Origin of the sequence: Curtobacterium sp. MCSS17_007, from assembly GCF_003234175.2 — a bacterium.
In the GTDB taxonomy this organism is placed as follows: domain Bacteria; phylum Actinomycetota; class Actinomycetes; order Actinomycetales; family Microbacteriaceae; genus Curtobacterium.
The window spans coordinates 306,935-319,541 of sequence record NZ_CP126257.1 but is presented as its reverse complement, the minus strand read 5'-3'; the positions used below and the strand labels follow the sequence as shown (position 1 = coordinate 319,541).

The window sequence follows — 12,607 nt, the reverse complement described above, 5'->3', positions numbered from 1 at the left end:
CGGCTCAGGCGTTGCGGACGAGCCAGGCGAACTGGTCGTCCGTGAGCTCCCGGTCCGTCCAGACCTGCCCGAGCACGCCCTGCGGCGCAGCGACGGATGCCGGCCCCTGCCAGACGAGTGAGAGCCCGGCCTTCCGCAGCACCGCAGCCGAAGCCGGGTTGTTCGTCACCACCCGACCGGTGACCGGAGCGCAGGGGTCCGTGCGACGGGCCTCGGCCACGGCCACGGCGGCGAGCTCGCTCGCGTACCCCTGACCCCATGCCGCCGGATCGAGCCGGTACCCGAGGTTCCAGACCCCCACTGCGGTCATGTCGACACCGCCGACGCCGACGAACGAGCCGTCGGTCGTGCGGAGCGTCCACGACCCGAGACCGTACCGGGCGCGGCCGCCGATCTTCCGCTGCACCAGGTCGACCGTCGTCGCGCGGTCCGTGTGGCGACCGGAGGGCAGGTGCCCCCACGTCCGCGCGTCCGAGAACACCGCGTGCACGTCGTCGATGTCGGCGGGAGTGAGCGGTGTCAGCACCAGGCGATCCGTCCGGATCTCCTGCTGTGGGGTCAGGAGCTGGTGGGCCATGGTCCGATCATCACCCGGACCCCCGACAAGTGGGTGAACACCACGCGACGTCCGCGTGATCCGGCCCCGGACTGCGGCTTCCCGCAGCCCGGGGCCGGACCAGGACGGACGCCAGCGGGTCAGTCGAGCAGGAGCGCCGGCTCCTCGAGCACCGAGGCGATGTCGTGCACGAAGCGCGACGCGACGTCGCCGTCGACAACCCGGTGGTCGAAGGACGCGCCGATCGTGGTCACCATGCGCGAGCGGACCTCGCCGTCGACGACCCACGGCTTCGGCTTGATGGTGCCCATCGCGACGATCGCGACCTCGCCCGGGTTGAGGATCGGGGTCCCGGTGTCCATACCGAACACACCGATGTTCGTGATCGTCACGGTGCCGTCGGCCATCTGCTGCGGCGTGGTCTTGCCGTCACGGGCCGTCAGGGTCAGGTCCTCGAGCGCCTTGGCGAGCTCGAACAGCGACATGTCCTGGGCGTCCTTGATGTTCGGCACGATGAGCCCGCGCGGGGTCGCCGCGGCGATGCCGAGGTTCACGAAGTGGTGGACGATGATCTCCTGGTCGGTCCAGGTCGAGTTCACCGACCGGTTCCGACGGACGGCCCAGATGACGGCCTTCGCGAAGACGAGCAGCGGCGAGACCTTGACGCCGGCGAACGTCGGCGACGACTTCAGGCGCTTGACGAACTCCATCGTGCGGGTCGCGTCGACGTCGACGAACAGGGACACGTGCGGCGCCGTGAACTTCGAGGTGGTCATCGCCTTCGCGATGGCCTTCCGCACGCCCTTGACCGGGATGGTCTCGCGGCGGACGTCGCCCCACTCGGGCGTCTCGATGTTGCGGAAGACGCTGGCCTGCTTCGCGTGCCGGATCACGTCGTCGCGGGTGACCTCGCCCGCGAGGCCCGTCGGCACGACCTCGGTCAGGTCAACGTCGAGGTCCTTCGCGAGCTTGCGGATCGGCGGCTTCGCCAGGACCGTGCCCGTCGAGACGACCTTGCGCGGGCGGGTGCCCTGCGCTGCGACGGCCTGCGAGATGCTGTCCTCGCCCGGGTCGGCTGCGGCCTCGGCGGCGGCGACGGCGTCCGCACTGGAGGCACGGCTCGCCTCGGCCGCGAGCGCTGCGGCCCGGCGGGCGCCCGGCTTCCGGCGGGACGGCGATGTCGTTGCCGAACCGTACCCGACCAGGACGGCGCCGGACGACTCGTCGGAGCCGACGACCGTCGCGTGGTCGGCGACCGGCTGCGCCGGTGCCGCGTGCCGCGGCTGTGCCGCGGGCGCTGCTGCTGCGGGAGCCGCGGCGGCTGCCGGGGCCGGCGGGGTCTGCTGCGTCGGGGTCTGCTGCACAGGTGCCGGAGGGGTCTGCGCGACGGGAGCCGGGGCGGCGGCCGCGGCAGGCGGGGTGACGGCGGCGTCGGGCGAGGCCGGGGCGCTGTCGGCGACGGCGGACGGGCCTCCCGGCTGGGCGGACGTCGACGCGACCTGCACGTCGGAGTCGACCCGGATGATCGGCTTGCCGACCTCGACGGTGTCGCCCTCGGAGACGAGCAGCCCCGTGACGGTGCCGGCGAACGGCGACGGCAACTCGACGAGCGACTTCGCGGTCTCGATCTCGACCAGGACCTGGTCGACGGTGACCTCGTCCCCGATCGCGACGCGCCACTGCACGATCTCGGCCTCGGTCAGGCCTTCGCCCACGTCGGGCAGGGGGAATTCGGCGGCGGGCACTGCGGCTCCTTCGAACGTTCGGTCGGCTCGGTCAGTATGCGAGGGCGCGGTCGACGGCCTCGAGGACACGGTCCGCATCCGGCAGGTGGAGGTGTTCGAGCTTCGACACCGGGAACGGGACGTCGAACCCGGAGACCCTGATGGGCGGTGCCTGCATCGTGTAGAAGCACTGCTCGGCGACGGTCGCGGCGATCTCGCTGCCGACGCTGACGAAGCCGGACGCCTCCTGTGCGATGACGACGCGGCCGGTCTTCCGCACCGAGGCCAGGAGTGGCTCCCAGTCGATCGGGGAGATCGAGCGGAGGTCGATGACCTCGCAGCTGGTGCCCTCGGCCTCGGCGATGTCCGCCGCCTGCATGAGGGTGGCGACCATCGCACCGTGACCGACGAGGGTGACCTCGGTGCCGGTGCGGGCGACGCGCGTGGTGTGCATCGGCACGTGGCCGCCGACGAAGTCGACCTCGCCCTTCGGCCAGTAGCGCGACTTCGGCTCGAGGAACACGACCGGGTCCTTCGACGCGATCGCCTCCTGGATCATCCAGTACGCGTCGTTCGGGGTGCTCGGGCTGACCACGCGCAGGCCCGGGGTGTGCGCGAAGTACGCCTCCGGGGACTCCTGGTGGTGCTCCACGGCGCCGATGTGACCGCCGTAGGGGATGCGGATGACGACCGGCAGCGACATGTGCGCCGGCAGACGGTTCTGCATCTTCGCGAGCTGCGAGGTGATCTGGTCGAAGCCCGGCCAGACGAAGCCGTCGAACTGGATCTCGACGACCGGACGGTAGCCACGCAGGGCGAGGCCGATCGCGGTGCCGATGATGCCGGACTCCGCGAGGGGGGTGTCGCGGACGCGCTCGGCGCCGAAGCGCTCCTGCAGCCCCTCGGTGATGCGGAAGACACCGCCGAGGCGGCCGATGTCCTCGCCCATCAGCAGGACCTTGTCGTCCGCGGCCATGGCGGCGGCGAGACCGGCGTTGAGCGCCTTGGCCATCGGCAGGGTCTGCACGGGCTCGCTGGGGACCTCGCCCGCACCGGGGTGGGCGCGGAGCGTGTAGTCGAAGAGCTGCTCGGTCGTGCTCATCAGTGGGAGCCCCCTTCGTACCCGGCCTCGTACTGCTCGAGCCAGGCCTTCTGCGCGGTGGTGACCGGGTGCGGCTCGCGGTACACGTTGTCGAACATGACGTCGACCGACGGCGGGGTCAGGGCGACCGTGCGGCGACGGACGTCGGCGGCGATGTCCTCGCCCTCCTCGTCGAAGCGCGCGAGCTGCTCGTCGGAGACGCCACGGCTGCGCAGGTACGCGGCCGAGCGGGAGATCGGGTCGCGCTCGACCCACGAGGCGAGCTCGTCGTCGAGGCGGTAGCGGGTCGGGTCGTCGGAGCTCGTGTGCGCGCCGATGCGGTAGGTCTCCGCCTCCACGAAGGCCGGCCCCTGACCGGAGCGGGCGTGGTCGGTCGCCACGAGGGACGCCGTGTACGACGCCAGCACGTCGTTGCCGTCGATGCGGACGCTCGGGATGCCGAAGCCACGCGGGCGGTCGACGAGCGGGGTCGGCGACTGCGTGGCCACGGGGACCGAGATCGCCCAGTGGTTGTTCTGCAGGAAGAAGACGACGGGAGCCTTCGTCGACGCGGCGAACACGTACGCCTCGTTCACGTCGCCCTGGCTCGTCGCGCCGTCGCCGAAGTAGACGATGGTGCAGGCGTCACGGTCGGGATCGCCGGTGCCGACGTCGCCGTCGAGCTGCTGACCGAGCGCGTAGCCCGTCGCGTGCAGCGTCTGCGAACCGATCACGAGGGTCGAGATGTGCGTGTTGCCGCGCTCGTCCGGGTCCCAGCCGCCGTGCGTCTGGCCGCGGTACATCGCGATGATCTCCATCGGCTCGACACCGCGGTGCATCGTGACGGCGTGCTCGCGGTACGACGGGAAGACGTGGTCCTGTGCACGGAGGGCGAAGACGGAACCGACCTGCGCTGCCTCCTGCCCGTGGCTCGGGACCCAGAGGCCGAGCTGACCGGTGCGCTGGAGGTTGTGGCCCGCGTGGTCGAACCGACGCGTGAGCACCATGCGGCGGTGCATCGCCAGCAGGGTCTCGTCCGGGATCGCCCGCGCGACGGCGGCGTACTCGGCGTTCTCGTCGGTCTCCACGAACCGGCCCTCGGGGTCGAGGATCCGGACGGTGGCCGTCGCGGGGGCCGCGGCGTGGAATGACATGTCGGTCAGCGTAACGCCAGGGCCTACCGGGCCGCCTGGAGGTCCCCCACAAGCGACCCCGCCGTTTCGAGGAGCGTTTCCACAGCCTCGTGCTCCCCGATCGACACCCGGATGCCCTCGTTCCCGAAGGCCCGGACGATGATGCCGGCGGCCTCGAACCGCTCGGCGGCGTGCGCCGTCAGCTCCCGCGTCGGCAGCCACACGAAGTTGCCCTGGGCGTCCGGGACGTCCCAGCCCTGGCCACGCAGCGCGGTGACGATGCGGTCACGGCTGGCCGCGAGCTCGGCGACGCGTTCGAGCAGCTCGGTCTCGCGCTCGAGGCTCGCGAGCGCCGCGGCCTGACCCTGTGCGGTCACGGACAGGGGGATCGCGCAGGCACGGACGGCGTCGAGCACGTACGCCGGACCGAACGCGTAGCCGACGCGCAGGCCCGCGAGTCCGTACGCCTTGGAGAACGTGCGGAGGACGACGAGGTTCGGGTACCGCTCGAGCAGCGGGGTGCCCCGGACCGCGGTGGGCTCGGTGACGAACTCGGCGTAGGCCTCGTCGAGCACCACGAGCACGGTCGACGGCACCCGGGCCATGAACGCCTCGAACTCGGCGCCCGTGACGACGGGACCCGTGGGGTTGTTCGGCGTGCAGACGATCACCATGCGGGTGCGCTCGGTGACCGCGTCGGCCATTGCGTCGAGGTCGTGCCCGCCGTCGGGACGGTTCGGCACCTGCACGCTGGCGGCACCCGCGACCGTGACGACGCCCGGGTAGGCCTCGAACGAGCGCCACGCGTAGACGATCTCGTCACCGGGACCGCTCGTCGCCTTCGCCAGCTCGTGCAGGATCGCGACGCTGCCCGGTGCGACGTGGACCTCGTCCACCGTCAGACCCGCGCGGTCCGCGAGCACGGCGCGGACGGCCAGGGCGGTGGCGTCCGGGTAGCGGTTGTAGGCGGTCTGCGCCTGCACGGCCTCGACCACGCCGGGCAGCGGCGGGAAGGGGTTCTCGTTGCTCGACAGCTTGAACGCGTCGGGTGCGGCCTGACGACCCTGCTTGTACGCGGGGAGGACGGCCACCTCGGGCCGGATGTGCACGCGCTCGTCAGTCACCCGCACAGGCTACCGGGACCCGTCCGGGGTGCGACGGGCATCATGAGGACATGCGATTCCTCGTCCGCCTCGTCGTCAACGCCGTCGCGCTCTGGCTCACCACGCTCATCGTGAGCGGCGTCACCGTCACCCCGTTCGGTGACGGCGACACCACCGCCGTCGTGCTCACGTTCCTGCTCGTGGCGTTCGTGTTCGGGCTCGTGAACGCGGTCATCGGCACGATCATCCGGATCGTCGCGTTCCCGCTCTACGTCCTGACGCTCGGTCTCATCTCGCTGATCGTCAACGCCGTGCTGCTGCTCATCGTCGCCGGCATCTCGGACACGATCGGCTTCGGGCTGCAGGTCGAGTCCTTCGGCTGGGGCATCGTCGGAGCGTTCGTGCTCGCCGTGTTCTCGTGGCTGATCGGGCTGTTCGTGCGCCCGGTGCTGAACCGCCAGCGTCCGTGAGCGCGGGCGGCACCGGGCCGACCGCATGCGCGACGCGCGCCGACGACGGTGGCCGTGCCGTGCCTCCTGGACGGACCGCCGTCGCGGACGTCACGTCCGTGCGCCATGATGTGCACATGAGCCCGGACGCCGACGCCCCGTTCCGCGTCTCGTTCGTCTGCAGCGGCAACATCTGCCGCTCCCCCATGGCCGGCATCGTCTTCGCACAGATCGCCGCCGACGCCGGGATGTCCGACCGCTTCGTCGTCGAGTCCGCCGGCACCGGCGACTGGCACGTGGGCGAGCCAGCGGACGAGCGCACGATCGCGGCGCTGGCGGCGCGCGGATACGATGGCAGCAGGCATCGCGCCCGTCAGTTCGACCCGGACCGGTTCCCGGACCTCGACCTGGTGGTCGCACTCGACCGCTCCCACGAACGCGTCCTGCGGTCGTGGGCACCGACGATGGACGACGCCGCCAAGGTGACGCTCCTGCTGCGGTACGACGACGCCTGGCCCCAGCAGACCGACGTACCGGACCCGTACTACGCGGACCGGCACGAGTTCGACCGAGTGCTCTCGACCGTCGAGCGGGCCTGCCGGGCGCTCTTCCGCCAACTCGAACCGGCAGTCCGTCAGGGAGCCCCATGACCCCCCTTCCCCCGCAGCCGATCAGCCCGCTCGACGGGCGCTACTACCCGATCGTGCACACGGTGGGCGAGCACCTCTCCGAGGCCGGCCTCAACCGCGCGCGCATCGTGGTCGAGGTCGAGTGGCTCATCTTCCTGACCGACCGCGCCATGTTCACCACGTCGCCGCTCAGCGTCGACGACAAGGCCGCGCTCCGCCGGGTCGTCGAGACCTTCGGCCAGGAGCAGATCGCCGAGCTCGCCGAGATCGAGGCGACGACGCGGCACGACGTCAAGGCCGTCGAGTACTTCGTCCGTCGGCGGCTCTCCGAGCTCGGGCTCGACGCGATCGCCGAGCTGACGCACTTCGCGTGCACGAGCGAGGACGTCAACAACCTGTCGTACGCGCTCACCGTCCGCGACACGGTCGACCGCGTGTGGCTGCCCGCCTACCGTGCCGTCCTCGCGACGCTGCGCACCATGGCCGAGGAGCTCCGCGCCGTGCCGATGCTGTCGCACACGCACGGCCAGCCCGCGACGCCGACCACGCTCGGCAAGGAGCTCGCGGTCGTCGTCTACCGCCTCGAGCGGGTCCTGGCGCAGATCGAGCACGGTGAGTACCTCGGCAAGTTCTCGGGTGCGACCGGCACCTTCTCGGCACACCTCGCCGCCGACCCCGAGGCCGACTGGCCCGCGCTGTCCAAGGAGTTCGTGGAGGGCCTCGGCCTGACCTGGAACCCCCTCACGACGCAGATCGAGTCGCACGACTGGCAGGCCGAGCTGTACGACCGCGTGCGCCACGCGAACCGGATCCTGCACAACCTGGCGACGGACGTGTGGACCTACATCTCCATGGGGTACTTCACGCAGATCCCGGTGGCGGGCGCCACGGGGTCGTCGACGATGCCGCACAAGATCAACCCCATCCGGTTCGAGAACGCCGAGGCGAACCTCGAGATCTCGTCGGCGTTGTTCTCGACGCTGTCCGAGACCCTCGTCACGAGCCGCCTGCAGCGCGACCTGACGGACTCGACCACGCAGCGGAACATCGGTGTCGCGTTCGGGCACTCGCTGCTCGCGCTCGACAACCTGCGGCGCGGGCTCGGCGAGATCGCCGTGAACGAGGCCCGTCTCGCCGAGGACCTCGACCACAACTGGGAGGTGCTCGGCGAAGCGGTCCAGACCGTGATCCGCGCGGAGGTCACCGCCGGCCAGTCCGACATCGAGGACCCCTACGCGATGCTCAAGGAGCTCACGCGCGGCAAGCGCATCGGCCAGGACGAGCTCGTCGCGTTCGTGAACGGCCTCGACATCTCGTCGGGCGCCAAGGCGCGCCTGACGAACCTGACGCCGGCCACCTACACGGGCCTGGCGGACGAGCTGGTCGACCACCTGGACGTCTAGCGCTCCGCAGGACGCAACGGAGGCGGTTCCCCGCAGCGGTACGACGCTGCGGGGAACCGCCTCCGTCGCGTTCCGAGATCGCGCGCGCGGGCAGGCCGGACGGGAGGCACGGTGCGGCCCCGCCGCGCGCCGTACCGCCTCAGGTGGTGACGGCCGTCGCCTCGGCGACCAGTGCCTCCAGGACGGTGCGGACCGCGGGGCGGACGGCCCGGTCGGGACGCGTCAGCGCCTCGATCCGGCGGCCGGCCCGCACGTCGGCCAGGGTCGCCAGCCGGTAGCGACCGGGCGCGCGTGTGCCCGAGGTGTACCGGGGCACGAGGGCGATGCCGTGCCCGGCGGCGACCAGGTTCTCGATCACCGGCAGGTGGATCGTGCGGAACGCGACCGACGGCGGGGTGTCCGACGCGGCCGCCATGGCGGTGAGCACGCGGTCGATCGGGTAGTCCTCGGGCACGCCGATCCAGGTCTCGTCGACGACGTCCTCGATGCGGACGCGGTCGAGGCCGGCGAGCGGGTGGTCGAGCGGCAGCGCGACGTCGAGCGGTTCGCGGAGCAGCGGGACGCTCTCGACCGCGGCGCGGTCCGCGCGCCGCGAGCCGTCCGGGCGGTGGCCGATGACGACGTCGTGGTCGGCGGTCAACGGGGCGAACTCGCCCTCGCTGACGTCGACGTCGGAGAGCTCGAGCACGATGCCCGGGTGCGCGCGCATACGGGTGAGGAGGCCCGGCAACAGCAGCTCGGCCGCCGACGGGAACACCGCGAGGTCGACCGTGCCGCTGACCCCCGCGAGGTGTTCGGCCCACGCCGACTCGACGGTCGCCAGCGCGGTCGCCACACCGGTCGCCATGTCGGCGAGCGCGCGACCGTGCGGAGTGAGGCGGACGCCGCGCCCCACCCGTTCGACCAGCGGGACGCCTGCCTGACGCTGCAGCGTGCGGAGCTGCTGCGAGACCGCGCTCGGCGTCCGGCGGGTGGCGGCGGCGACCGCGGTGACGCTCCCCCGTTCCGCGAGCTCGCGGAGGACCGGGAGCAGGGCGATGTCGAAGCCGACCATGCAGGGACCCTACAACGTCGCTGTCAGATCGTTCGCTGGTGCTACTGCTTCGTGTGCGGGACGATCGGGAGGTGCTCTTCCGCGACCGCATCCTCGCCCTCGTGGTCGCCGTGGCGTGGGGGCTGAACTTCCCCGCCACCGCGATCGCGCTCGACCACTGGCCGCCGTTCCTGCTGGCGGCGGTGCGGTTCACGCTCCTCGCGGTCCCGACGGTCCTGTTCGTCCCGCGACCGAAGGTCCGCTTCGGCTGGATCCTGCTCGTCGGCGCGACGCTCGGCGTGCTGCAGTTCGCGTTCCTCTACCTCGGCATGGCCGCCGGGATGCCCACGGGCCTGGCATCGCTGGTGATCCAGGCGTCGGCGCCGTTCACGGTCGTCCTGGCCGGGGTGCTCCTGCGGGAGAAGCTCACCGCCCGGCAGGTCGTCGGGGTCTCCGTCGCCGTCGCCGCCCTCGGCGTCATCGCGGTGCACCGCGCGCAGACAGCGGCGCTGCTGCCGGTCGTGCTCGTGCTGTGCGGCGCCCTGGGCTGGGCGCTCGGCAACGTGGCGACGCGCCGGACCGGTCCGGTCAACCCGCTGCACCTGACGCTGTGGTGGGCGGTCGTGCCGCCCGTCCCGATGTTCGCGCTGTCGCTGCTCGTCGAGGGGCCGGCGCGGGTCGGCCAGGCGTTCGGCACGGCGTTCACGGCGTCGGCGCTGCCCGCCGACCTCGGGCTGCTGTACATCGTGGTCGCGGGGAGCCTGGTCGGGTACGGCATCTGGTCCCGGCTCCTGGGGAAGTACCCGTCGAGCACGGTCGCACCGTTCTCGATGCTCGTCCCGGTGATCGGGGTGCTCGCGTCGTGGGCGGCGTTCGGCGAGGTCCCGGACCTGGTCGAGGTCGTGGCCGGCGCCGTGGTCGTGGCCGCCGTCCTGTGGTCGTCGCGGACGGGCAGGACCGCGCCCTCACTCCCGGTGGCGCCGGTGACGCCGGTGACGCTCGCGCCCGAGGACACCGAGGACACCGAGGCGCCGCCGGTCCGTCGGGACGCCGCCGGTTCCGGGGCCGTCTCGGTGTGACCGGGCCGTCTCGCGTGGACGCCGGCGTCTCGGCCCGCACCCCACGAGCCGGAGCGGGATCCGGAGCCGGAGCGGGAGCCGGAGACGGGGCCGATCAGCCCCGGTGCTGCCGACGGTCCGCGATGATGTCGGCGAGCGCGCCGCGCAGGTCGCGGTACCGGAACTCGTAGCCCGCCTCGACCAGCCGGGTCGGCACGACCCAGCGGCTCTTCAGCACGAGCTCGGTCTCGGTGCGGATCACGAACGCGCCGATCTCGAGCATCCACCGCCAGGTCGGCAGGCCGAAGCGCCGCCCGACGGCGTCGCGGATGGTCGCCATCACCGTGCGGTTGTCCGAGGGCGTCGGGCTCGACACGTTCACCGGACCGTCGATGTCCTCGTGGTCGCGCACGAAGCGGATCACCCCGAGGACGTCGGCGATGTGCACCCAGCTGAACCGCTGCCGCCCGCGGGTGTGCCGGTCGTGGTGGTACGTCCCCGCGCGGAGCCGCGCACGCGTCGGGAACCACGGCCCGTCGTACTGCGGTCCGCCGAGCCCGGCCCGCGCGAGCCGGAGGAGCGGGACGAGGGCGCTGCCGTCGCCGAACACGATGGCCATGCGGAGCGCCACACGGCGGGTCTGCGGCAGGTCCGCCGCGAACAGGGCGTGCTCCCATGCCTTCGCGACCGAGACGGAGAAGCCCTCGCCGAGCTCGCCCGTCGCCTCGTCCTGCGGGCGGTCGTCGGCGTGCCGGTAGATCGTCGCCGTCGAGGCGTTCACCCACAGCGGCGGCGGGTGTTCCGCGGTCCGGATCGCCTCCGCGAGTTCGAGCGTCGTGTCCACGCGCGAGCGCATGATCTCCGCCCGGTTCCGGCGGCCGTACCGGCAGTTCACGCTCTTGCCCGCCATGTTCACGACGAGCGCGGCACCGTCGACGAGTTCGCGGATGCGCAGGGTGTTCCCCCACACCGCGTCGCCGGTCCGACCGACCGTGACGACCTCGTACCCCTCGTCGCGGAACGCGTCCTGCAGGTACCGCCCCACGAATCCGCTCGCCCCCGCGAGCACGACACGACCCAGCGGCGCGCCCGTGGTCGCGCCGGTGGTCTGGTCCACGGTCTCGTCGCTCATCGTCTCCCCCGTCGCGGTGTCGGGCTCGATCCGGTAGCGGAAGGAGCCCTCGTACCGGTACAGCGTGCCGAGCACCGGTGCCGAGCGCCGCAGGGACACGCGCTGCACGCCGGCATCGTCATCGAATCGTTCCACGAGCGTCACGCGCGGGGCGACCACGGCCGGGAGGCTCCACGCCCGTCCCAGCACGCGGACCGTGACGCGGGTGGAGACCAGGCGCAGGGCGCCCGCGTCCGGTCCGTGCGCGTCGACCTCCGTCCGGGACCGGGCGCTGACGGCCGCGCGAGCACGTCCGTCGGCGTCGTCAGCTCGGACGGCGACCGGGTGACGCTGCCGATCCTGGCACGTCGTCGGTGCCGTTCCCTACCATCGAGGCATGGGACACGACCACGGCGCAGGGCACGGGCACTCGCACGCCGGCGCCTCCGAGCGCGCGCTGCTCGTCGCGTTCTGCATCTCGGCGGGCATCCTGCTGGCCGAGGTGGTCGGGGCGGTCGTCACGGGGTCGCTCGCGCTGCTCGTCGACGCCGGGCACATGGTGGTCGACACCGGGGGGCTCGGCATCGGGCTGGTCGCCACCCGGCTGGCTCGGCGGACGCCGACGGCACAGCGGACGTGGGGCTACCAGCGCGCCGAGGTGCTCGGCGCCACGGCGCAGGCGGCGATCCTGCTCGCCGTGGGCGTCTTCGTCGTCGTCTCGGCGGTGCAGCGCCTGTTCGTGCCCGCAGAGGTCCACGCCGGCCCGCTGCTCGTCTTCGGCGTCGTCGGACTCGTCGGCAACCTGGTCGCGTACGCGGTGCTCGCCCGGGCCTCCGGAGAGGGCTTCACGTCGCGGGCGGCACGGCTCGAGGTGCTCAACGACACCCTCGGTTCCGTCGCGGTCATCGCCGCGGCCGTCGTGCTCGCGCTGACCGGGTGGGAGCGGGCCGACTCGATCGCCGCGATCCTCATCGGGCTGCTCATCCTGCCGCGGGCCGTCCGGCTGCTCCGCGAGACCGCGAACGTGCTGCTCGAGTCCACGCCGCCCGGGCTCGACCTCGACGACGTGCGCGCGCACATCCTCGAGCTCGACCACGTGATCGAGGTGCACGACCTGCACGCGACGCTCGTCGCCACCGGGGTGCCGAACCTGACGGCGCACGTCGTCGTCGACGACCACTGCTTCTCGACCGCGCACGCTCCACGGATCCTCGACGCGCTGCAGCAGTGCGTCGCGGAGCACTTCGACGTGCCCGTCGAGCACTCGACCTTCCAGCTCGAACCGGTCTCGCACCGGCGGCACGAGCACGAGGTGCACGCGTAGGAG

General features: G+C 72.3%; 11 protein-coding genes and 1 pseudogene. 5 read left to right on the top strand and 7 right to left on the bottom strand.

Features of this window, described 5'->3' with window-relative positions; all coding sequences use genetic code 11:
- Positions 1-4: 4 nt before the first annotated feature.
- The 5 genes from DEJ22_RS01620 to DEJ22_RS01600 form a co-directional block, all read right to left on the bottom strand.
- Positions 5-577, bottom strand: a complete 573-nt coding sequence (locus tag DEJ22_RS01620; RefSeq protein ID WP_111226869.1) for a GNAT family N-acetyltransferase — start codon at positions 575-577, stop codon at positions 5-7.
- 119 nt (positions 578-696) lie between these two features.
- A complete protein-coding gene (locus DEJ22_RS01615) occupies positions 697-2,301 on the bottom strand; it encodes a dihydrolipoamide acetyltransferase family protein (protein WP_181430744.1) in 1,605 nt (534 codons plus the stop codon).
- A gap of 31 nt (positions 2,302-2,332) precedes the next feature.
- Complete coding sequence (locus DEJ22_RS01610) at positions 2,333-3,292, bottom strand: alpha-ketoacid dehydrogenase subunit beta (RefSeq protein WP_111226966.1); 960 nt, start codon at positions 3,290-3,292, stop codon at positions 2,333-2,335.
- 89 nt (positions 3,293-3,381) lie between these two features.
- Complete coding sequence (locus DEJ22_RS01605; RefSeq protein WP_111226871.1) at positions 3,382-4,515, bottom strand: thiamine pyrophosphate-dependent enzyme; 1,134 nt, start codon at positions 4,513-4,515, stop codon at positions 3,382-3,384.
- A 23-nt stretch (positions 4,516-4,538) separates the two neighbouring features.
- Positions 4,539-5,618 carry a histidinol-phosphate transaminase gene (locus DEJ22_RS01600; RefSeq protein WP_111226967.1) on the bottom strand — a complete coding sequence of 360 codons (1,080 nt, stop codon included), beginning with the start codon at positions 5,616-5,618 and terminating at the stop codon, positions 4,539-4,541.
- A gap of 50 nt (positions 5,619-5,668) precedes the next feature.
- Between DEJ22_RS01600 and DEJ22_RS01595 the strand changes: the two genes are divergently transcribed.
- The 3 genes from DEJ22_RS01595 to purB all read left to right on the top strand — a co-directional run bounded on the left by DEJ22_RS01595 (position 5,669) and on the right by purB (position 8,078).
- Complete coding sequence (locus tag DEJ22_RS01595) at positions 5,669-6,067, top strand: phage holin family protein (protein ID WP_111226872.1); 399 nt, start codon at positions 5,669-5,671, stop codon at positions 6,065-6,067.
- Positions 6,068-6,183: 116 nt separating this feature from the next.
- Complete coding sequence (locus DEJ22_RS01590; RefSeq protein ID WP_111226873.1) at positions 6,184-6,696, top strand: low molecular weight protein-tyrosine-phosphatase; 513 nt, start codon at positions 6,184-6,186, stop codon at positions 6,694-6,696.
- The gene (gene purB / locus DEJ22_RS01585) at positions 6,693-8,078 is read left to right on the top strand and encodes an adenylosuccinate lyase (RefSeq protein WP_111226874.1); all 1,386 of its coding nucleotides are present in this window, start codon (positions 6,693-6,695) and stop codon (positions 8,076-8,078) included. The genes DEJ22_RS01590 and purB overlap by 4 nt, the downstream gene beginning before the upstream one ends.
- Positions 8,079-8,217: 139 nt before the next feature.
- Here purB and DEJ22_RS01580 read toward each other — a convergent pair whose 3' ends face one another.
- Positions 8,218-9,132, bottom strand: coding sequence for a LysR family transcriptional regulator (locus DEJ22_RS01580; RefSeq protein ID WP_111226875.1), 915 nt, complete (start codon positions 9,130-9,132; stop codon positions 8,218-8,220).
- 71 nt (positions 9,133-9,203) lie between these two features.
- Between DEJ22_RS01580 and DEJ22_RS01575 the strand changes: the two genes are divergently transcribed.
- Positions 9,204-10,190, top strand: coding sequence for an EamA family transporter (locus DEJ22_RS01575; RefSeq protein WP_111226968.1), 987 nt, complete (start codon positions 9,204-9,206; stop codon positions 10,188-10,190).
- Positions 10,191-10,284: 94 nt separating this feature from the next.
- Here DEJ22_RS01575 and DEJ22_RS01570 read toward each other — a convergent pair.
- Positions 10,285-11,547, bottom strand: a pseudogene (locus tag DEJ22_RS01570) (DUF1731 domain-containing protein); the annotation flags it as partial.
- Between the two features lie 130 nt (positions 11,548-11,677).
- On the opposite strand from DEJ22_RS01570, the gene DEJ22_RS01565 reads away from it, so the two are divergent.
- Entirely contained in the window at positions 11,678-12,604 is a 927-nt protein-coding gene (locus DEJ22_RS01565) for a cation diffusion facilitator family transporter (RefSeq protein ID WP_111226877.1), read from the top strand.
- Positions 12,605-12,607: the final 3 nt, after the last annotated feature.

Excerpts from the sequence above, each read along its gene's own strand:
- DEJ22_RS01620 (WP_111226869.1), bottom strand. The coding sequence starts at position 577 with ATGGCCCACCAGCTCCTGACCCCACAGCAGGAGATCCGGACGGATCGC.
- DEJ22_RS01610 (WP_111226966.1), bottom strand. The coding sequence starts at position 3,292 with ATGGCCAAGGCGCTCAACGCCGGTCTCGCCGCCGCCATGGCCGCGGAC.
- DEJ22_RS01605 (WP_111226871.1), bottom strand. The coding sequence starts at position 4,515 with ATGTCATTCCACGCCGCGGCCCCCGCGACGGCCACCGTCCGGATCCTC.
- DEJ22_RS01595 (WP_111226872.1), top strand. The coding sequence starts at position 5,669 with ATGCGATTCCTCGTCCGCCTCGTCGTCAACGCCGTCGCGCTCTGGCTC.
- DEJ22_RS01590 (WP_111226873.1), top strand. The coding sequence starts at position 6,184 with ATGAGCCCGGACGCCGACGCCCCGTTCCGCGTCTCGTTCGTCTGCAGC.
- purB (WP_111226874.1), top strand. The coding sequence starts at position 6,693 with ATGACCCCCCTTCCCCCGCAGCCGATCAGCCCGCTCGACGGGCGCTAC.
- DEJ22_RS01580 (WP_111226875.1), bottom strand. The coding sequence starts at position 9,132 with ATGGTCGGCTTCGACATCGCCCTGCTCCCGGTCCTCCGCGAGCTCGCG.
- DEJ22_RS01565 (WP_111226877.1), top strand. The coding sequence starts at position 11,678 with ATGGGACACGACCACGGCGCAGGGCACGGGCACTCGCACGCCGGCGCC.